Here is an 18,880-nt window from a genome sequence, read left to right as displayed (position 1 = left end):
CGTAGTACTTGGCCGGGTCCGGCAGGTCGAAGCCTTCGCCGTAGTTGGTCCAGACCTGGTGGCCGTTCTTGAAGTCGTAGATGGCGCCGAGGTTGAACAGGTTGACCTGGTAATCGTTGCTGCCGCCGGGCACGCCCTTGAAGTCGCTGACGTCTACGTCCATCTGCTGGCGCCGGGCACCGCCGGACAGAGTCAGGTTGTCGCTGGCATGCCAATCGAGCTGGGCGTACACCGACACGCCGTCGACCCGGTAGCTTGGGTAACGCGCGGCCTTGCTCTCCTTTTCCATGTCAAGGCCACCCGACGCCGACGAGGTCAGGGCGTTGAAGGTGGTCTGCTCGGCGTTGAAGCGCTCGCGGTCCAGATCGACGCCGTAGGTCAGCTTCAGCGTGTCCCACTGCTTGGCGAACAGGCCCTTGAGGCTGGTGACCTCGAAGTTCTGCTGCGAGGCGGCGAAGTACACGCCGCGCGAGCCGGTGGGCGTGGCGCGGTTGTAGTAGGGGAACGGGTAGAAGTTGTCGTCTTCCTTGCGGTAGGACGCCTGCAGGTAGAAGTCCTGGCCCAGCACATCGGTGTGGTGGTAGTTGGCGTTCAGCAGCAGGCGACGGGTACGCGGCTCCAGGTCGGACGAATAACCACTGCGCAGCTCAGCGTCTTCCAGGTCAGACGGCGAGTTGTAGTTCAGGCTGGGGAAGTAGATGCCGGTGCTGCCATGGTTGCCCGAGTCATAGTACTGGGCCAGCAGGTCGAGGCTCTGCTGGTCGTTCAGCTGCAAGCCCAGGGTGCCCAGTACGTCGATGGTGCGGTTGTACTGAAGGTCGGTCTGGGTATTGTCGATGAAGATCTGGTCGCCAGCACCGTCGTAGAAGGCTTCGTTCTGCTCGCCGGAGATACCCAGGCGGGCATTGACCCGCTCGTTGCCGCCACTGATCGACTGGGCAAAGCGCGTGGCCAGGTCGTCGCTGTTGTTGAAGCCGCTGCTGGCGCCTAGCTGGGTCTCGAAGCGCGCCGGGCCAGGCTCGCCCTTTTTAGTCACGATATTGATGATGCCGCCGGTGGCGCCGCCGCCATAAATGGCACTCGCGCCGGACAGCACCTCAACCCGCTCGACGTTGAACGGCGAAATGCTGTCGAACTGGCGCGACAGGCCGCGCGAGCTGTTCTGGCTGACCCCGTCGATCATCACCAGCACGTTGCGCCCGCGCATGTTCTGGCCGTAGTTGGTACGTCCTTCCGGGGCCAGGTCGAGGCCCGGCACCAGCTTGCCGATAGCTTCCTTCAGGCTGACGCCGCTGTCGATCTGCTCACGCAGCTGCTGCTGGTCGACCACCCAGACCGTGCCGGGGATTTCGCTGATCGCGGTGCTGGTACGCGAGGCGACGCTGACCTGAATCGGCTTTAGGTTGACCGCCTGCGGCGCTGGCTGGGCCGTGCGCAGGGTGACCGTGCGGGCGTCGCTGAAATGCCAGCGCATGCCACTGCCGGCCAGCAGCTGCTGCAGCGCCTGCTCGATGCTGTAGCTGCCTTGCAAGGCGGGGCTGACCTGGCCGGCGACATCGCCGGTGGTGTACAGCAGGTGCAGCCCAGCCTGGTCGGCAAACGCGGTCAGGGCCTGGTCCAGGGGCTGAGCTGGCAGGTCGAGCTGGACCTGGCGGGCCTGAACCTGGGCCGGCTCGGCCGCCGGGGCGGCCCAGGTCGGCAGCGGGCCGGCCAGCATGGCCAGGGCACTGCAGGACATCAGGGCATGGTGGACAGGGCTGCGGCGGTGGTGCAAGGGCTTGAGCATCAGAGGCACGAATGAGCTTCCAGACAAGTCGTAGATGAGAATGGGTTGCTGATCAGTCCCACTACGACGATCTGGCTTGCAGGAACTTGCAGTGCTGGATGAATTTTTTTCGCTTCGGCCTCTTTGCGGCTTCTACATGCCGATCAATGCACCACGGCCAACCACGGCAGGTAGGTGACCTTCAGGCCATAACGCTGCTCCAAAGTACGCAGCAAGGCCTCAGGTTCATCCAGGTCGAACACCCCGCTCACCTCCATCGCCGCCAGCTGGCGGTCGGACAGCACGATATGCCCGTGCCGGTAGCGCTCAAGCTCGGCCAGCACCTGGCCCAGCGGCTTGCCATTGAAGATCAGCTTGCCGCGTTGCCAGGCCATCTGCACGCTGGCATCGGCCGCTATCGCCAGTTCATGCTCGCCGACCTTGGCTTCGCCTTGCGCCAATACCACGCGGCCATCGCGGCGCACGCTGAAGGTGGCGGCACTGCCCTGCACCCGCTCACCCGCGCTATCGACCACGAAAGGCCGTGCATCATCAGCGGTCTCGAACAGGGCCTCACCAGACGCCAGCACCACCCGCCGCTCACGGTCAGTGTATGTGACGCTCAAGGCACTGGCGCTGTTCAACGTGACGCGTGTGCCATCGGCCAAGGTAATCACCCGCCGCTCACCCACTCCGGTGTGGTAATCGGCCAACAGCATCGGCGCCTGCTGCCAGCCAGCTACTGCCGCGACCAGCAAGACTACCGAGGCCGCCACGCCCGCCTGTTTCAGCCAGCCGCGGCAATGGCGCAGGGCCTGGCCAATGTATTTGGCCACCATGCTCTCGGAAACGCCCAGGCGCAGTGCGATCTGCGCCTGGGTCAGGCCCTCGATGCGGTTGAGCAACAGCGCTTGGCGGGCATTGGCAGGCAGTTGCAACAGCGCTTGATCAAGAATCTGCAGCCGCTCGCGAGCCAGCAGTGCCGCCTCAGGTGCCGGCGCCGGGCACGCCAGCTCGCTTGCCCCGTCGCTGTCGTGGTGGCTGGCGGCAATGCGCCGTTCGCGGCGCAAGGTATCGATGGCCAGGTTGCCAGCCACACGGAAGATGAAACTGCGCGCATGCAGCACCGGCACCGCCTGCTCATCGATGTGCAGCAGTTTCAGGTAGGTTTCCTGTGCCACGTCGGCCGCACGCTGGCGGTCGCTCATGCGCCGGGTCAGAAACTGCAGCAGGTCGTCGTAGTGCTCCTGGAAACTCGCCAGCAGGCTCGACACGGGAGACGTCAGCATGGGTTGGGAAAGGCCAGTAGGAGAAATTATCGGGCGTTAATGAGAAACAGTATCTTTCATCTCGACGATCACTTTCAACGCCGACTCGTATTTGCCACACTGCCAGCGTGTTTTCTCTGGCAAGGCCGCCCCCATGACTGCCCTTCTGCACCGCTCTACCCGCTGGCTTCTGGTCCTGTTGATGGCTTACGGCCTTGGGGCCTGTGCACTTTTACAGCCACGCGACCCGCTGAACATCAGCGTGATCGGCATCGAGCCGCTGCCCGGGCAGGAGCTGGAAATGCGCATGGCAGTGAAAATGCGGGTGCAAAACCCCAACGAGGCCGCCATCGACTACAACGGCATCGCCCTGAACCTGGAGGTTAACGGCCAACCGCTGGCCGCCGGGGTCAGTGACCAGCAAGGCCATATTGGCCGTTACGACGAAGCAGTAATTGTGGTGCCGGTAAGCATCACGGCATTTTCCTTCCTGCGCCAGGCCTATGGGCTGGGCCAGGTGAACTCGCTGCAGGGCCTGCCGTACAAGCTTCGCGGCAAGCTGGCCGGTGGGCCGCTGGGCACCGTGCGCTTTACCGACGAGGGCAAGCTGGACTTGCCCAAGGGCACGTACTGACAAGCGCCCGACGGGTTGCAATCAGCGGCTGGCGCTGGCGGCAGCCATCAGCTTGTTGACTTCGCTGCGCACCATGCTGGCGTATTCGGGCGGGGTCATGCCCTCCAGCTCGGCGCGCACCCACTCGGCCCATTTGCCCTTGCGCCGCGGTTTTTCGGCAATCAGCCGGGCAGCGTCGCCCTTGGCCTTGCCCAGGTTGCTCTGCCACATCGCGAACAGCCGGGCCTTTTCAGCCTCGATCTGCGCCCGTTCCTCGAAGCTCATGTTGGCCAGATTGAAACTCATGACTCACCTGCCTGATCCGTAAATGGCGGCTATCTTACACCAGCGTGCCGCCGTCACGCCGACGCAACTTTTCCGGTGCACAAGTATCCATTGTTCAAACCACCCCATCGACGAGGACGAGTTCATGGCCCGCAAAAACGCCGCACAGGCTGACAGCGATCAGATCAAGGACCAGGTATTCAGCGAGTTGCAGTCGCTGATCGAAGAATCGGAGAAGCTGCTGACCGAGAGCGCCGCCCTGGTTGGCGAAGAGGCAGATAACCTGCGCGCGCAGGTCAGCCTCAAGCTCAAGCAGGCGCGCCAGGCCGCCGGTAACATGCGTGACAAGGCGCAGCCAGTGGTGGACGCCACCCAGGACTACATTGGTGGCCACCCGTGGCAGACGGTGGCCATTTCTGCAGGTTTCGGCCTGGTGGTCGGCCTGCTGCTGGGTCGGCGCAACTGAACGCCGGGCCGCCTGGTGCGATCAGGCGGCCTGCGCCAAGGGTATGCCACTGTGAAAGCGCAGCTCCTGGTCCGGTGACTGGATCAGCTCCACTTCTGCTGCACGAACCAGCTCCACCCGGCAGGCGATGTCCGCCTCATCGCCATAGTTGTGCGCCAGTTTCAGGTAGCCCTGGTAGTGGCGCGCTTCGCTTTTCAGCAGGCCGTGGTAGAAGCGGCCCAGCTCCTCATCCAGGTGCGGTACCAGTGCGGCGAAACGCTCGCAGCTGCGCGCCTCGATGAACGCCCCCACCACCAGCGTGTCCACCAGCTTGACCGGCTCGTGGGACCGCACCAGGCGGCGCAAGCCCGAGGCATAACGCCCGGCCGAGACCGGGCGCAGTGGCACGCCGCGGCGCTTCATCAGGCGCAGCACCTGCTCGTGGTGCACCAGCTCTTCGCGGGCCAGGCGCGACATCATATTGATCAGGTCGAGGTGGGTATTGTACTTGGCCATCAGGCTCAAGGCGGTGCTGGCGGCCTTGAATTCGCAGTTCTTGTGGTCGATCAGCAGGGTTTCCTGGTCGGCGAGCGCCGCTTCGATCCAGGCGTCTGGCGTCGGGCAGCCAAGAAAGGCGTCGATTTCGGGGATCAGGGACATAGGGTGCGACCACACAGAACAGGCAGGGTCGGCGATTATACCGGCGGCGGCCGTTGGCGCCAGTGACTATGCTTGATGTACATCAAGCGCCAGCCAGGGTAGCACCAGCTATAGTCAAGCACCGGTGCCACCTTTGAAGGGAGTTGCCCCCATGCAAGCCGTCCGCAGCATCCTCGTCGTCCTCGACCCCGACCACGCCCACAGCCGGGCGCTGACCCGGGCCAAGCTGATTGCCGGCGTCACCGGCGCACGCCTGCACCTGCTGATGTGCGACAAGCGGCATGACCACAGCGCGTTGCTGAGCCTGCTGAGCAGCCAGCTGCATGATGACGGTTATGACAACGTCACCCATGAACAGGCCAGGCACGACACCCTGCATGAATCCATCATTGCCGTGCAGCAGGCCGAAGGCTGCGAGCTGGTGATCAAGGAGCACCGCCCGGACAACCCGCTGAAGAAGGCCCTGCTCACCCCCAGTGACTGGAAGCTGCTGCGCCAGTGCCCGTGTGCGGTGCTGATGGTCAAGAGCGAGCGGCCCTGGACCGCGGGCAAGGTGCTGGCCGCAGTGGACGTGGGCAACCAGGACGAAGACCACCGCCGCCTACATGCCAGCATCATCGACCATGGCTTCGAGATCGCCAAACTGGCCAAGGGTGAGCTGCACGTCATCAGTGCCCATCCGTCGCCAATGCTGTCGGCCTCGGACCCGACGTACCAGCTGAGCGAGACCATCGAACAGCGCTACCGCGAAGCATGCAACGCGTTCCAGGCCGAGTACGGCATCAGCGACGAGTGCCTGCATGTGGCTGAAGGGCCGGCGGATGTGCTGATCCCGCATACCGCACAGAAGCTCGATGCGGTGGTAACGGTGATCGGCACCGTGTGCCGTACCGGGATTACCGGGGCGTTGATCGGCAATACCTCGGAAGTGGTGCTGGACAAGCTGGAGGGCGATGTACTGGTACTCAAAAGCGAAGAAGCCATCGCCCACCTGGCCGAACTGGCCCGCGGCTGAGTTCGACCTGCCAGGGCCCTATCGCCGGCAAGCCAGTTCCCACATCGACCGCATTGACCTGAAGCCATGCGCAGCACCTGTGGGAGCTGGCTTGCCGGCGATGGGCTGCGAAGCAGCCCCAAAAAGCACCAGCCGCTACGCCAATGCTTCGCGCACTTTCAGGTCCACCCCCTCCCCTTCGTTAGCCGCAACCCAGGCTGCCAGCTGCTGGCGCATGGCCGGCGTCCAGAAGCTCTGCAAATGCTGCCGCACCCCTTGCACCGCCAGCGCACGGTCTGGCTCGCTGTCGAAGTAATGGGCAATCTGGTTGGCCATCTTGACCAGGTTGTCGCTGCTCATCGGCGTACCTCGGCTTGCTCCGCTGTACGGCGTTCCTGCAGCAGGCGCCGCTGTTCATCACTGAAGTCCTGGTAACGCTGCTGCCATTGCGACGGCTGGAACACCTTCACCACCTCCACCGCTGTGACCTTGTACTCGGGGCAGTTGGTGGCCCAGTCCGAGTTGTCGGTAGTGATCACGTTGGCCCCCGACTCGGGGAAGTGGAAAGTGGTGTACACCACCCCCGGCGCCACCCGCGCACTGACTTTGGCCCGTAGCACGGTCTGCCCGGCGCGGCTGCCGATGCCGACCCAGTCACCGTCCTGGATGCCACGGCTTTCGGCGTCGGTCGGGTGGATTTCGAGGCGGTCGGCATCATGCCAGGCGACGTTGCCGGTACGCCGGGTCTGGGCGCCGACGTTGTACTGGCTGAGGATGCGCCCGGTGGTCAGCAGCAGTGGGTAACGGTTGTTGACCTTCTCGTCGGTGGGCACATAGCCGGTCAGCATGAAGCGCCCCTTGCCGCGCACGAACTGGTCGATGTGCATGGTCGGCGTGCCGTCCGGCGCGGCGTCGTTGCAGGGCCATTGCAGGCTGCCCTGGCGGTCGATTTCGGCGTAGCTGACGCGGCGGAAGGTGGGCGTCAGGCGGGCGATTTCCTCCATGATCTGGGACGGATGCTGGTAGTTCATCGGATAGCCCAGCGCGTTGGCCAGGGCCACGGTGGCCTCCCAGTCGGCCTTGCCGGCCAGCGGCTCCATGACCTTGCGCACCCGCGAGATACGCCGCTCGGCGTTGGTGAAGGTGCCGTCCTTTTCCAGGAACGAACTGCCCGGCAGGAACACATGGGCGAACTTGGCGGTTTCATTCAGGAAGATATCCTGCACCACCACGCACTCCATGGCGCGCAAGGCAGCAGTGACGTGCTGGGTATTGGGGTCGCTCTGGGCGATGTCCTCGCCCTGGCAGTACAGGGCCTTGAAGCTACCGTCCAGCGCCGCCTCGAACATGTTGGGAATGCGCAGCCCCGGGTCAGGCTGCAAGGTCACGCCCCAGGCCCGCTCGAACTCGGCGCGTACCCCTTCGTTGGAAATATGCCGGTAACCGGGCAGTTCGTGGGGGAACGAGCCCATGTCGCACGATCCCTGCACGTTGTTCTGCCCGCGCAACGGGTTTACCCCTACCCCTTCGCGGCCGATGTTGCCGGTGGCCATGGCCAGGTTGGCGATGCCCATGACGGCGGTACTGCCCTGGCTGTGCTCGGTCACGCCCAGGCCGTAATAGATGGCCGCGTTGCCGCCGGTGGCGTAGAGCCGGGCAGCGGCGCGAATCTGCTCGGCGGGTACGCCGCAGACCGGGCCGAGCAGCTCGGGGGCGTTGTCCGCCAGGCTGACGAAATCGCGCCAGCGGGCGAAGTCTGCGGTTTCGCAGCGGGCATCGATGAAGCGCTGGGCCAGCAGGCCCTCGGTGACGATCACATGGGCCAACGCGTTGAGCATGGCCACGTTGGTGCCCGGGCGCAGTTGCAGGTGCAGGTCTGCACGGGCGTGCGGCGAATCGACCAGGTCGATGCGCCGGGGGTCGATCACGATCAGCCGTGCGCCCTGGCGCAGGCGGCGCTTGAGCTGCGAGCCGAACACCGGATGGGCGTCGGTAGGGTTGGCGCCGATCACCAGCACCACGTCGGCCTGCATCACCGAATCGAAGCTTTGCGTGCCGGCCGATTCGCCGAGGGTCTGCTTCAGGCCATAGCCGGTGGGTGAATGGCACACCCGCGCGCAGGTATCGACATTGTTGTTACCGAAGGCAGTGCGCACCAGTTTCTGCACCAGGTAGGCTTCTTCGTTGGTGCAGCGGCTGGAGGTGATACCACCGATGGAGTCGCGCCCGTACTTGAGCTGAATGCGACGGAACTCGCTGGCGGCGTAATTCACCGCCTCGTCCCAGCTGACCTCCTGCCACGGGTCTTCCAGCCGCTTGCGGATCATCGGTCTGGTGATGCGGTCCGGGTGGGTGGCGTAACCCCAGGCGAAGCGGCCCTTGACGCAGGCGTGGCCGTGGTTGGCACCGCCGTTCTTGTCGGGGACCATGCGCACCAGCGTGTCACCCTTCATTTCAGCGCGGAACGAGCAGCCGACACCGCAGTACGCGCAGGTAGTGATGACCGAACGCTCAGGCTGGCCAAGCTGGACCAGGCTCTTTTCGGTCAGGGTTGCGGTCGGGCAGGCCTGCACGCAGGCGCCGCAGGACACGCACTCCGAGGCCAGGAAATTTTCACCACCCGCAGCCGCCACCCGCGACTCGAAGCCACGCCCGGTGATGGTCAGGGCAAAGGTACCCTGGATGTCCTCGCAGGCGCGTACACAGCGGCTGCAGACGATGCACTTGCTCGGCTCGTAGTCGAAATACGGGTTGGAGACGTCCTTTTTTTCGGCCAGGTGGTTGGCCCCGTCATAGCCGTAGCGCACCTCGCGCAGGCCGACCTGGCCGGCCACGGTCTGCAGCTCGCAGTTGCCGTTGGCCGAGCAGGTCAGGCAGTCCAGCGGGTGGTCGGAGATGTACAACTCCATCACGTTGCGGCGCAGGCCCGCCAGGCGCGGGGTTTCGGTACGCACCTGCATGCCTTCGCTGACCGGGGTGGTGCAGGACGCCGGGTAGCCGCGCATGCCCTCGATTTCCACCATGCACATGCGGCATGAGCCGAAGGCTTCAAGGCTGTCTGTGGCGCACAGCTTGGGAATGCTGGTGCCGAGCATGGCTGCGGCGCGCATTACCGACGTGCCGGCTGGCACGCTGATGGCGCGGCCATCGATGTGCAGGCTGACCTGTACCTCGCTGTCACGGGCCGGGGTGCCGAGGTCGCTGCTTTTATCAAAATCGGGGTCGAAGTAATTGATCACTGCGCGGCCTCCGTGGTGGTCAGCCCAAAATCGGCGGGGAAGTACTTGAGGGCGCTGGCCACAGGGTACGCGGTCATGCCGCCCATGGCGCACAGCGAGCCATATTGCAGGGTGTCGCACAGGTCGCGCAGCAACAGCGCCTGGTCGTGGCGCTCGGTGAAATCGCTGCTGGCGATCAGCCGGTCGACCACTTCCATGCCGCGGGTGGAGCCGATGCGGCACGGGGTGCATTTACCGCAGGACTCTTCGGCGCAGAACTGCAGGGCGAAGCGCGCCATGCTGGCCATGTTCAGGGTGTCGTCGGCCACCACCACGCCGCCGTGACCGAGCATCGCGCCCATGGCCGCGAAGGCTTCGTAGTCCAGGGGCGTATCAAAGTGGCTGGGCGGCACCCAGGCACCCAGCGGGCCGCCGACTTGCGCGGCCTTCAGCGGCCGGCCACTGGCTGTGCCGCCGCCGTAGCCTTCGACCAGCTCACGCAGGGTCAGGCCGAAGGCGCGTTCCACCAGGCCACCCTGGCGGATGTTGCCGGCCAGCTGGAACGGCATGGTGCCCAGCGAACGGCCCATGCCGAAATCACGATAGAACGCTGCGCCTTTGGCCAGGATGATGGGCACCGAAGCCAGGGTGAGCACGTTGTGCACCAGCGTCGGCAGCCCAAACAGCCCCTGCAGTGCCGGCAGCGGTGGTTTGGCGCGGACAATGCCGCGCTTGCCTTCGATGGATTCGAGCAGCGCGGTTTCTTCGCCACAGATATAGGCGCCCGCCCCCACCCGCACTTCCAGGTCGAACGCCTGGCCGCTGCCGGCGACATCGCTGCCCAGGTAGCCGGCATCACGCGCCAGGGCGAAGGCCTGGTTCAGCACGCGAATGGCGTCGGGGTATTCAGAGCGCACATAGATGTAGCCCTTGTCGGCGCCCACTGCCAGGCCGGCGATGATCATGCCTTCGATCAGCAGGAAGGGGTCGCCTTCCATCAGCATGCGGTCGGCGAAGGTGCCGGAATCGCCTTCGTCGGCGTTGCAGACCACGTACTTCTGCCCGGCCCCCGCGTCCCGCACCGTACGCCACTTGATGCCGGCCGGGAACGCTGCGCCGCCCCGGCCGCGCAGACCGGAATCGAGCACGGCAGCGACCACTTCGGCCCCGTCCAGGGCCACCGCCGCTGCAAGACCGGCAAAGCCGCCGTTGGCGCGGTAGTCGTCCAGCGACAGTGGCCGGGTAATGCCGGCTCGGGCGAACAGCAGGCGTTGCTGGGTCTTGAGATAAGGTATTGCCTCGACTGGCCCCAGCGCCAGCGAGTGGCCGCCGGGTTCGCCGGCTAAAGCATCGAGCAACGATGGCACGTCCTGCGGGGTGACCGGGCCGAAACCCAGGCGACCCTGGAAGCTGTCGCACTCCAGCAGCGGCTCCAGCCAGTAGAGCCCGCGCGAACTGGTGCGCTGGATCTCCACCGGCAACTGGCGGCGCGCAGCCTCGCGCTGCAAGGCATCGGCAACCTGATCGGCGCCGACGGCACGGGCGATCGAATCACAAGGGATGTACACCTTCAGCATGCTGCGTCCTCCCGGCAACCGTTCACCAGGGCGCGCAAGCGCTCCGGGGTGAGCCGTGCGTGCACCTGGCCGTCCAGTTCCAGCGCCGGCGAGCAGGCGCAGGCGCCCAGGCAGTACACCGGGCGCAGGCTGATGGCACCGTCGGCGCTGGTGCCGTGGTCGTCCAGTGCCAGCTGCTCGCGCAGCTGCGCGGCCAGGGCCTCGGCGCCACGGCTCTGGCACGACTCGGCGCGGCACAGGCGCAGGGTGTGGCGTGCTGGCGCAGCGGTGCGGAAGTCGTGGTAGAAGCTGATTACCCCGTGCACCTCGGCCAGGCTGAGGTTCAAGGCATGGGCGATTTCGGGAATGGCGGCTTCCGGGATGAAACCGATGTCGTGCTGGATGGCGTGCAGGATCGGCAGCAGCGCGCCAGGGGTATCCTTGTCGCGCGCCAGGATGCGCTGGATCACGGGCAGGTGGAGCAATTCATCAGGCATACAGCGGACCTCGGAATCACGGACCCCGCCTGAATTGTTGTAAGGGCAGGTATCCGGCGTGTTCTGCTGCGGCGCGCCGGCCACGTCACGGTTGCGTGGAGCTGGCGGCCTCCTCGCCCACGGCCGCGCGTCTGCGCGCACTGGTCCCTAGGCATCCTGCAAGCATGGCACTTGTAGCGTTTGAGGGTTGCGTGCGAGCGACCAGGCGCATTCTGAAACCGACCTGCGGTGGTTCTGGCTGCGGGAGGGGCAGGTACAGGGGTTGCAGTAGCAGGTGCCCTGCCCTGGCAGCGCGGCAAAAGCCTGCACCATCAAGGAAACAGAGCGGCCCGTGGACCTAGAGAACCCGGTTTCCCCGGTTTCAACGCATGCCGACATCAACCTCTGGCCCGTTCAAGCGGCGCCTTTGGCCTGCTGTTCCAGCTGCAGTTGCAATGCCGGATCGAGCTGCAGTGCGGCGGCCAGTTCGTCCAGGTAGGCGCGCTCTGCGTCCTGCTGGTCGTCCACCAGCATTACGCTGGCCAGGTACATTTCCGCAGCCATGGCCGGGTCCTGGGCCGACCGGGCCACCTCGGCAGCATCGAGTGGCTTGCCGACTTCCTCATCCAGCCATTGCTGCAGTTGCGGGTCGCTGGTTTGCCGTTTGATCTCCGCGTAGATCAACTGTTGTTCCTGCTCGTCGACACGGCCGTCAGCCTTGGCTGCCGCAATCAGCGCACGCAGGATTGCATGGCTGTGGCCCTCGGCCTCGGGGCCGGACAATTGATCGACCGTACGAAGCGCTGCCTGCGGGGCTGCCGCCTGGCTGCGCTGCCAGCTTTGATAGGCCTGGAACGCCATCATGCCCAACGATGCCAAGGCCGCGTAGTTGCTGCCACCCGCGGAGCGCCCCTGGGCAAAGCCGCCAGCGCTGCCGCCACTGCCACCCAACAGACCGCCCAGCAGACCACTAAGGCCGCCACCGCCGCGCGTGGCATCGCCGCCACCGAACAAGCCGCCAAGCAACCCGCCCAGGGTGTCCTGCGATGACGGGCCGGCACTTCCTTGTTGCGCTTGCGAGCCTTGCCCGGCCCTGAGTAACTGTTCAAGCAGATCACTGGTGTTCATGGCTCCGCCCTCGGCTGGTAGTCGTTGCCCAGACAAGCAACGATAGCCCCCTCAAAGCGATACGCCATGACCGTCTGGCGCGATAGCCACGCGGATGACTGTGGTGCGCCCTCGCCTCAGCTGAACACCCAGAGCACCCGGGTGGGCTTGTCGGTGAGGTTGGCGTAGCGAAACCTTGCGTGAGGTTGCAGCTGGAAACTGTCACTGGCCTGCAGCGTTACCGGCTCGCCGCCATCCAGCCAGACGGTCAGCTCGCCTTCGAGCACGAAACAGCCTTGTTCCGAACTGTCGTCCAAGTACGCCTCGCCGCTGCTGGCGCCCGGCTGCAGGTGGCTGTCGAGCATGGAGAAGGCGCCGGATATGCTGGGCGATGCCAGCACATCGGTGATACCGCCGGCCAAGTGCAGCGTGCGACGCTCGTGAGGGCGGGTGACCCAGTCGAGTTCGCGGGGCTTTTCCAGCTTGTAGAAATAGGCCGTCGACACGCCAAGCTCTTCACTGATGGCCGTGAGGTCGGCCACGGTCGGGCGCGATACGCCGCGCTCGACCTGGGACAGAAAGCCCACCGAACGGCCGATGCGCTGGGCCAGTTCGCCCAAGGTGAGGCCTTTGAACTTGCGCAGGTCGCGAATCAGTACTGCCAGGCCTTCGACTTCTTCATGCACTTTCATAGTTGAATCGCGACTTTCGGACGGGAAATTGATGCCCTGAAAAGTACATGATTCACCTGACAAAGCAAAATGCCTTGGCGCGGCTGCCTCAGGAATAATTGTCCCGAAACAAATGTAGCAGCCTTGTGCTGCGAAGCGCCGCGCGGGCGGCGCTCGATCTCACAGGCGCTGAATATGGACAGCCAGGCCCTCTATCCTTAACGAACCGCCTCGTACGTCAAATCCAGGCACGTGCGCGCTTTTGCCACCAGTTCGTCGATTTCCTCGATGCTGATCACCAGCGGCGGCGCGATGATCATGGTGTCGCCCACGGCGCGCATGATCAGGCCGTTGTCGAAGCAGTGCTGGCGACAGATCATGCCGACACCTTTGCCATCATGACGGGCACGGGTGGCCTTGTCTTTCACCAGCTCGATCGCACCGAGCATGCCCAGGCCGCGCACTTCGCCTACCAGCGGGTGGTCGGCCAGCTCGCGCAGGCGTTGTTGCAGATAAGGCGCGGTTTTTTCCCGGACCTGCTCGATGATCTGCTCGTCCCGCAGGATCCGCAGGTTCTCCAGGCCCACCGCAGCCGCCACCGGGTGCCCGGAATAGGTGAAGCCGTGGTTGAAATCGCCGCCTTCGCTGATGACCTTGGCCACGTCGTCCCGCACGATCACACCGCCCATGGGAATGTAGCCAGAGGTAAGGCCCTTGGCGATGGTCATCAGGTCGGGCTTGAGGTCGTAGTAATCGGTACCGAACCACTCCCCGGTACGGCCGAAGCCGCAGATCACTTCATCGGCGACGAACAGGATGTCGTATCTGGCGAGGATTTCCTTGATCTTCGGCCAGTAGGTCTGCGGCGGGATGATCACGCCACCGGCGCCCTGGATGGGTTCGGCGATAAACGCGGCGACATTGTCCACGCCCACTTCCAGGATCTTTTTCTCCAGCTGCTCGGCCGCCCACACGCCGAAGTCGGCCTCGGTCATGTCGCCGCCTTCGCCATACCAGTAGGGCTGCGGGATGTGCACGATATCCGGGATCACCCCGCCCTGCTGGTGCATGCCGCTCATGCCGCCCAGGGCCGCGCCTGCCACGGTGGAGCCGTGGTAGCCGTTGATGCGGCCGATGATGACCTTCTTGCTGCTCTGGCCCTTGATCGCCCAGTAGTGGCGGACCATGCGCAGCACGGTGTCGTTACCTTCCGAGCCGGAGCCGGTGAAAAACACATGGTTCATGCCTTGCGGCGCCACATCGGCGATGGCCTTGGCCAGCTCCAGCGCCGGAGGGTGCGCGGTCTGGAAAAACAGGTTGTAGTACGGCAACTGTTTCATCTGCTGGCTGGCAACCTCGGCCAGCTCATCGCGACCATAGCCGACCGCCACGCACCACAGGCCGGCCATGCCATCGAGGATCTTGTTGCCCTCGCTGTCCCAGAGGTATACGCCCTTGGCCGAGGTGATGATGCGCGGGCCTTTCTCGGCCAGTTGCTTCACGTCGCTGAACGGGGCCAGGTGATGGTCACGGCTCATGGCCTGCCAGGCGAGGGTTTGCGAATTCTGTTCACGCATTGACTTCACTCCATCAAGTTGCGCAGCCGTGCTGCGCGGGTATTTTTGCAGTGGGGACGGTCGGTATTCAGGCCGACTTCAACAGCGTCTGGCGCAGTACCGAACGATGCCGACAGGCTTTGCCGAAGGCCTGGAAGATGGCCAGGTAATGGGGGTTGTCCATCACCTGGAACTCGGGGTGCCATTGCACGGCCAGGGCAAAACCCTTGCTGTTGCGTACCGAAATTGCTTCGACCAGCCCATCGGGCGCCAGCGCCTCCACCCGCAGCCCGTGCGCCAATACGTCGATGCCCTGGGCATGAATGGAATTGACCTCGATGATCGCCGGCAAGCCCATGCGCTCGAGCATGCCGCCCGGCTCGATATGCAAGGCGTGACGCGGGCCATATTGCTTGTCGATGGGCTCGTCCTTGCCTTCGCGGTGGTCCATGAACACGCCGGTCTGGTGAACGTTCTGGTGCAGGGTGCCGCCCAGCGCCACGTTCATTTCCTGAAACCCACGGCAAATGCCCAGCACCGGCACCCCGGCGGCAATGGCCGCACGCATCAGCGGCAAGGTGGTGGCATCACGCAAAGGGTCGTGATGGGTGCCTGCGGCACTCGCCGGCCCGTTGTAGTGGAACGGTTCGATGTTGGACGGCGAACCGGTGAAGATCAGCCCATCCACCACGTCGAGGATATCGGCGCTGTCCATCAGCTCTGCCAGGCTGGGAATCACGATCGGCAAGCCGGACGCGGCCTTGGCTGCCGCACGCGCGTACTTCTCGCTGATGGTCTGGGTTGCATGCTGTTCAATCATGCTGGTGCATGCGGTAATGCCGATAACGGGCACACGGGGCATATCTTCCTCCGGCAAATCCATATTGCGCGTTGTATTGAAACGCTAGAAAGAAAGGGCGCAGCGTCGCTGTTCGAGCGCCGGCACCTACAAGAACCAGCGGTACTCGCGGGCATCGATGTGCTGCATGAAGTCCAGTTGTTCCTGGTATTTGTTTTCGCAATAGACCATCACGAACTCACTGCCCAGGCCCTCGTTCAGGACCGGGTGGTGCCGCATGGCGGCCAGGGCGCTGAGGGCATCCTTGGGGAAATCGATGCCGCTCTGGCGGTTGTCGTTCAGCGGGGCGATAGGTTCGACGCCGCGATCCAGGCCATGCTCCATGCCGGTGAGGATGGCGGCCAGCACCAGGTACGGGTTGGCATCGGCGCCAGCGAGGCGGTGCTCGATGCGCAGGTTGCGCGGGTCGGACTCGGGTATGCGAATGCACGCATCGCGGTCTTCGAAGCCCCAGCTGGCCTTGCTCGCCGCGTTGACCATGGCGCCATAACGGCGGTAGGCGTTGTGGTTGGGGGCGAAGATCGGCATGCAGTGGGGCAGCAGCTCCAGGCACCCGGCCACCGCATGGCGCAGCTTGCGCTGTTCGGCGCCGGCCAGAATGTTGTTGCCGGCGTCGTCGTACAGGCTTACGTGTACATGCATGCCGCTGCCCGGTGCGTGCAGGTACGGCTTGCTCATGAAGCTGGCACGGTAGCCGTGCTTCAGGGCGATGCCACGGGTACTGCGGCAGAACAGCGCCGACCAGTCCGCCGCACTGAGGGCATCGTCGCTGTGGGAGAAATTGATCTCGAACTGGCCTGGGCCCAGCTCCGCCGTGATGACGTTGGCCGGCACGCCCTGCTCGTTGGCGCCATCGACCATTTCGTGCAGCACCGACGAGAACCGCGACAAGCGCTCGATGTGCATGTTCGGCTGGTCGTCCGGGTCTTCGCTCGCGGTGTCGCGTGGGTATTGCGGCTGGCCGTTGGCGAGCTTGCGGTCGAACAGGTAGAACTCCAGCTCGAAAGCCACTACCGCGCGGATACCACGCCTGGCCAGGCGCTGGATGACGCGGACCAGCACTTCACGGGGCTCGAACTCGATAGGTTTGGCGGTGCCGTCGGAGGTGATAAGCATCTGGGCGATCATTTCCTGCTCCCAGCGCACCGGCTTCAGAGTACCCGGCACCAGGCGCCGTGCAGCATCCGGGTCGCCGTCGGCGAAGCAGTAGTCACCAATCGGGTACAGGCCACCCTGGGTACCAAGGAGCACACAGTTCTGCGGCAACTTCAGTGGCGTGCCGGCGGCGACTTTTTCCAGCATGTCCATGGGGTAGCGCTTGCCGTAGAAGTGCCCGGGGATATCCAGCGCAATCAGGTCGACATAACGTATGGCCGGGTACTGCGCCCGGAACGAGCGCACTTCAGTCAGCAGATCCGGAAAGATGACACTCATCTTCTTGTCCTTGTGAGGTGAACGAATTCAGTTGAAGACCCAGAGCACACGGGTGGGTTTGTCCGTCAGGTTGGCGTAGCGAAACTGCGCATGCGGGTGCAGCTGGAAGCAGTCGTTGGCTTGCAGGGTCACGGCATCGCCCTGGTCCAGCCACACCGTGAGCTCGCCTTCAAGCACGAAACAGCCCTGCTCGGAACGGTCACTGAGGTACGGCTCGCCACTGCTGGCGCCTGGCTCGAGATGGCTGTCGAGCATGGAGAAGGCGCCGGCGATGGTGGGCGACGCCAGCACATCGGTGATGCCCGATTCCAGATACAGCGTGCGCCGCTCGTGGGGGCGCGTGACCCAGCTGACGCTGCGGGGCTTGCTGAGGTTGTAGAAGTACGCGGTGGACACACCGAGCGCTTCGCTGATGGCGGTGAGGTCTGCAACCGTAGGGCGCGAGACACCGCGTTCAACCTGGGAGAGAAAGCCGACCGAGCGGTTGATGCGCTCGGCCAGCTCGCCCAGGGTCAGGTTCTTGAATTTGCGCAGGTCGTGAACAAGGATTGCGAGGGCTTCAAGCTCTTCGTGCATCTTCATGATTCGGACTGCCGTGAAATTTTTAGAGTTATTTTTCATGAAAAAATACACTAAAATTTTCACGAGTCAAGTGAGGGGGGACTGATTACCCAAGTACCAGTCAGTCAAGCACGTTGGGCTGATAGGTGATCGACATGGCAGTTTCAGCGCCTGTGAGATCGAGCGCCGCCCGCGCGGCGCTTCGCGGGTGAATCGGATCGCCGCACCGCCGCTCCCACATTTGTTGCAACGTACCAAACCTGTCAGGCCATGGTTGTCAGCCTTGTTGGCTTGACTGGATTTCTCGGTTGGCCACTCTGCAGCATCACCTGTCTCAAGCCATACACTGAACGATCAGGTATGGCACAGCCAGCCATCACCGGCCCAGACGCATGGCAGGCCAAGTTGGTAGACTATGCGCATTCCCCAAATCCACCCGGCTGCGCAGTACCCGGCCGGGTATCAGATATGTGCCCCAGATGCCCCAAGAATCCGCTGTAATTCAAGGCGCGGAACCGTCCCGCCGGTTTTCCGTTGCACCGATGATGGATCGGGTCGATTAAACGGGAAGGCCCAGTGTTTACTGGGTAGAAACGACGCTTGAAGATTTGCTAAAGCAAAAATTCAGCAAGGAAGGCAGGATGACCATTGATTTGGTCATTTTTTGGGCAGGATTGAGGGGGCATTCCGGTATGGCACTGCCGGTGTTTCTCACAGTCCACGGTCATGATCCCGAATGCTGTGGGTCACCACGCCCCACACCTCGAACTGGTCGCCTTCGAGAATGTACCGGGACGGATATTTCGGATTGTCCGCCACGAGGACAACCCTGCCCTCTCGAATGACCATGCGCTTGCATGTGGCTTCACCGTTCACCGCGGCGATGATGATGTCACCCGACTTGGACTCAACAAGGCGGTCGACAACCAGCAGGTCACCGGAAAAGATGCCGGCACCCTGCATGCTTTCGCCATCAACCTTCACTAGGTAAACGCTGGGCGAGCGCAGGTGGATCAGGTCGTCAATCGAGACCAGTTTATCGTCGGCCTCGATGGGAAGGGCTGCGTTCATGATGGTTGGCCATATGCTGTATATGGATACAGTATCGTATGGCCGCGCTTGCGCGGGCAACTGCCGATCGGCGGCCTAATGCAACGGCGGCAAATCCTTACCTCGCGCCTTCGCAATCACCCGGAGCTGGTAATCCGCAACCAGCTGGAACAGCGACTCGGCCAGAAGGCGTAGGCGCTCTACTTCCTCCTCCGGCGCGCCACGGTCCTGGGCCTGGTGATACTCCCGCATTGCGTCGATAGCCTGCTGAATCAGCGGCTCGCCAGCCTCGACCATCCCGATAAACATGCGCTTGTCCAATGCAATGCCCTGCTCACTTGGTCAGGCCATTATAGATCGAC

At 63.9% G+C, this 18,880-nt stretch carries 19 protein-coding genes; 3 read left to right on the top strand and 16 right to left on the bottom strand.

All coding sequences use genetic code 11. The features are described from left to right. The coding region (locus HP547_RS14695; protein ID WP_172286676.1) for a TonB-dependent receptor at positions 1 to 1,786 on the bottom strand (1,786 nt) is incomplete at its 3' end. A 143-nt stretch (positions 1,787 to 1,929) separates the two neighbouring features. Continuing rightward, the gene (locus tag HP547_RS14690) at positions 1,930 to 3,054 is read right to left on the bottom strand and encodes a sigma-70 family RNA polymerase sigma factor (RefSeq protein WP_172286675.1); all 1,125 of its coding nucleotides are present in this window, start codon (positions 3,052 to 3,054) and stop codon (positions 1,930 to 1,932) included. A 133-nt stretch (positions 3,055 to 3,187) separates the two neighbouring features. On the opposite strand from HP547_RS14690, the gene HP547_RS14685 reads away from it, so the two are divergent. After that, a complete protein-coding gene (locus tag HP547_RS14685) occupies positions 3,188 to 3,667 on the top strand; it encodes an LEA type 2 family protein (protein WP_172218469.1) in 480 nt (159 codons plus the stop codon). Between the two features lie 21 nt (positions 3,668 to 3,688). Here HP547_RS14685 and HP547_RS14680 read toward each other — a convergent pair whose 3' ends face one another. Beyond that, the gene (locus tag HP547_RS14680; protein WP_172218471.1) at positions 3,689 to 3,952 is read right to left on the bottom strand and encodes a hypothetical protein; all 264 of its coding nucleotides are present in this window, start codon (positions 3,950 to 3,952) and stop codon (positions 3,689 to 3,691) included. 124 nt (positions 3,953 to 4,076) lie between these two features. On the opposite strand from HP547_RS14680, the gene HP547_RS14675 reads away from it, so the two are divergent. Next, positions 4,077 to 4,397 (top strand): YqjD family protein, encoded by a 321-nt coding sequence (locus HP547_RS14675; RefSeq protein WP_172218473.1) that lies wholly within the window; start codon positions 4,077 to 4,079, stop codon positions 4,395 to 4,397. A gap of 21 nt (positions 4,398 to 4,418) precedes the next feature. On the opposite strand, the gene HP547_RS14670 is transcribed toward HP547_RS14675, so the two are convergent. Beyond that, entirely contained in the window at positions 4,419 to 5,036 is a 618-nt protein-coding gene (locus HP547_RS14670) for a tRNA-(ms[2]io[6]A)-hydroxylase (RefSeq protein ID WP_172218475.1), read from the bottom strand. Positions 5,037 to 5,187: 151 nt separating this feature from the next. Between HP547_RS14670 and HP547_RS14665 the strand changes: the two genes are divergently transcribed. Next, on the top strand, positions 5,188 to 6,051 hold the full coding sequence (locus HP547_RS14665; RefSeq protein ID WP_172218477.1) for a universal stress protein: 864 nt from the start codon (positions 5,188 to 5,190) through the stop codon (positions 6,049 to 6,051). Between the two features lie 135 nt (positions 6,052 to 6,186). Here HP547_RS14665 and HP547_RS14660 read toward each other — a convergent pair whose 3' ends face one another. The 12 genes from HP547_RS14660 to HP547_RS14605 form a co-directional block, all read right to left on the bottom strand. Next, positions 6,187 to 6,390: a formate dehydrogenase subunit delta gene (locus tag HP547_RS14660; protein WP_172286674.1), complete on the bottom strand. Its 204-nt coding sequence runs from the start codon at positions 6,388 to 6,390 to the stop codon at positions 6,187 to 6,189. Continuing rightward, complete coding sequence (gene fdhF, locus HP547_RS14655) at positions 6,387 to 9,269, bottom strand: formate dehydrogenase subunit alpha (RefSeq protein WP_172218481.1); 2,883 nt, start codon at positions 9,267 to 9,269, stop codon at positions 6,387 to 6,389. The genes HP547_RS14660 and fdhF overlap by 4 nt, the downstream gene beginning before the upstream one ends. Then, positions 9,266 to 10,825 carry an NADH-quinone oxidoreductase subunit NuoF gene (locus tag HP547_RS14650; protein ID WP_172286673.1) on the bottom strand — a complete coding sequence of 520 codons (1,560 nt, stop codon included), beginning with the start codon at positions 10,823 to 10,825 and terminating at the stop codon, positions 9,266 to 9,268. The genes fdhF and HP547_RS14650 overlap by 4 nt, the downstream gene beginning before the upstream one ends. After that, on the bottom strand, positions 10,819 to 11,301 hold the full coding sequence (locus HP547_RS14645) for a formate dehydrogenase subunit gamma (RefSeq protein ID WP_172218485.1): 483 nt from the start codon (positions 11,299 to 11,301) through the stop codon (positions 10,819 to 10,821). Before HP547_RS14645 ends, HP547_RS14650 begins: the two co-directional genes overlap by 7 nt. A 393-nt stretch (positions 11,302 to 11,694) precedes the next feature. Then, positions 11,695 to 12,408, bottom strand: a complete 714-nt coding sequence (locus tag HP547_RS14640; protein WP_172286672.1) for a tellurite resistance TerB family protein — start codon at positions 12,406 to 12,408, stop codon at positions 11,695 to 11,697. A gap of 116 nt (positions 12,409 to 12,524) precedes the next feature. Continuing rightward, positions 12,525 to 13,079 (bottom strand): helix-turn-helix domain-containing protein, encoded by a 555-nt coding sequence (locus tag HP547_RS14635; protein ID WP_172218488.1) that lies wholly within the window; start codon positions 13,077 to 13,079, stop codon positions 12,525 to 12,527. Between the two features lie 197 nt (positions 13,080 to 13,276). Then, positions 13,277 to 14,635, bottom strand: a complete 1,359-nt coding sequence (locus HP547_RS14630; protein ID WP_172286671.1) for an aspartate aminotransferase family protein — start codon at positions 14,633 to 14,635, stop codon at positions 13,277 to 13,279. A 67-nt stretch (positions 14,636 to 14,702) separates the two neighbouring features. After that, positions 14,703 to 15,476: a gamma-glutamyl-gamma-aminobutyrate hydrolase family protein gene (locus HP547_RS14625; protein ID WP_172218492.1), complete on the bottom strand. Its 774-nt coding sequence runs from the start codon at positions 15,474 to 15,476 to the stop codon at positions 14,703 to 14,705. Positions 15,477 to 15,560: 84 nt separating this feature from the next. After that, positions 15,561 to 16,907, bottom strand: a complete 1,347-nt coding sequence (locus HP547_RS14620; protein ID WP_172286670.1) for a glutamine synthetase family protein — start codon at positions 16,905 to 16,907, stop codon at positions 15,561 to 15,563. A 27-nt stretch (positions 16,908 to 16,934) separates the two neighbouring features. Beyond that, the gene (locus tag HP547_RS14615) at positions 16,935 to 17,489 is read right to left on the bottom strand and encodes a helix-turn-helix domain-containing protein (RefSeq protein WP_172218496.1); all 555 of its coding nucleotides are present in this window, start codon (positions 17,487 to 17,489) and stop codon (positions 16,935 to 16,937) included. A gap of 690 nt (positions 17,490 to 18,179) precedes the next feature. Further along, a complete protein-coding gene (locus HP547_RS14610; RefSeq protein ID WP_172286669.1) occupies positions 18,180 to 18,539 on the bottom strand; it encodes a LexA family transcriptional regulator in 360 nt (119 codons plus the stop codon). A 75-nt stretch (positions 18,540 to 18,614) separates the two neighbouring features. Continuing rightward, the gene (locus HP547_RS14605) at positions 18,615 to 18,839 is read right to left on the bottom strand and encodes a hypothetical protein (protein WP_172286668.1); all 225 of its coding nucleotides are present in this window, start codon (positions 18,837 to 18,839) and stop codon (positions 18,615 to 18,617) included. Positions 18,840 to 18,880 lie beyond the last annotated feature (41 nt).

Source organism: Pseudomonas sp. CM27 (assembly GCF_013179515.1).
GTDB lineage: Bacteria > Pseudomonadota > Gammaproteobacteria > Pseudomonadales > Pseudomonadaceae > Aquipseudomonas.
This window is presented reverse-complemented; position numbering and strand designations above follow the sequence as displayed.

What these genes read in the sequence shown, in the direction of transcription:
- HP547_RS14685 (WP_172218469.1), top strand. Translation starts at nt 3,188, where the DNA reads ATGACTGCCCTTCTGCACCGCTCTACCCGCTGGCTTCTGGTCCTGTTG.
- HP547_RS14645 (WP_172218485.1), bottom strand. Translation starts at nt 11,301, where the DNA reads ATGCCTGATGAATTGCTCCACCTGCCCGTGATCCAGCGCATCCTGGCG.
- HP547_RS14670 (WP_172218475.1), bottom strand. Translation starts at nt 5,036, where the DNA reads ATGTCCCTGATCCCCGAAATCGACGCCTTTCTTGGCTGCCCGACGCCA.
- HP547_RS14610 (WP_172286669.1), bottom strand. Translation starts at nt 18,539, where the DNA reads ATGAACGCAGCCCTTCCCATCGAGGCCGACGATAAACTGGTCTCGATT.
- HP547_RS14690 (WP_172286675.1), bottom strand. Translation starts at nt 3,054, where the DNA reads ATGCTGACGTCTCCCGTGTCGAGCCTGCTGGCGAGTTTCCAGGAGCAC.
- HP547_RS14640 (WP_172286672.1), bottom strand. Translation starts at nt 12,408, where the DNA reads ATGAACACCAGTGATCTGCTTGAACAGTTACTCAGGGCCGGGCAAGGC.
- HP547_RS14665 (WP_172218477.1), top strand. Translation starts at nt 5,188, where the DNA reads ATGCAAGCCGTCCGCAGCATCCTCGTCGTCCTCGACCCCGACCACGCC.
- HP547_RS14625 (WP_172218492.1), bottom strand. Translation starts at nt 15,476, where the DNA reads ATGCCCCGTGTGCCCGTTATCGGCATTACCGCATGCACCAGCATGATT.
- HP547_RS14660 (WP_172286674.1), bottom strand. Translation starts at nt 6,390, where the DNA reads ATGAGCAGCGACAACCTGGTCAAGATGGCCAACCAGATTGCCCATTAC.
- HP547_RS14630 (WP_172286671.1), bottom strand. Translation starts at nt 14,635, where the DNA reads ATGCGTGAACAGAATTCGCAAACCCTCGCCTGGCAGGCCATGAGCCGT.
- HP547_RS14675 (WP_172218473.1), top strand. Translation starts at nt 4,077, where the DNA reads ATGGCCCGCAAAAACGCCGCACAGGCTGACAGCGATCAGATCAAGGAC.
- HP547_RS14620 (WP_172286670.1), bottom strand. Translation starts at nt 16,907, where the DNA reads ATGAGTGTCATCTTTCCGGATCTGCTGACTGAAGTGCGCTCGTTCCGG.
- HP547_RS14635 (WP_172218488.1), bottom strand. Translation starts at nt 13,079, where the DNA reads ATGAAAGTGCATGAAGAAGTCGAAGGCCTGGCAGTACTGATTCGCGAC.
- HP547_RS14650 (WP_172286673.1), bottom strand. Translation starts at nt 10,825, where the DNA reads ATGCTGAAGGTGTACATCCCTTGTGATTCGATCGCCCGTGCCGTCGGC.
- HP547_RS14680 (WP_172218471.1), bottom strand. Translation starts at nt 3,952, where the DNA reads ATGAGTTTCAATCTGGCCAACATGAGCTTCGAGGAACGGGCGCAGATC.
- HP547_RS14615 (WP_172218496.1), bottom strand. Translation starts at nt 17,489, where the DNA reads ATGAAGATGCACGAAGAGCTTGAAGCCCTCGCAATCCTTGTTCACGAC.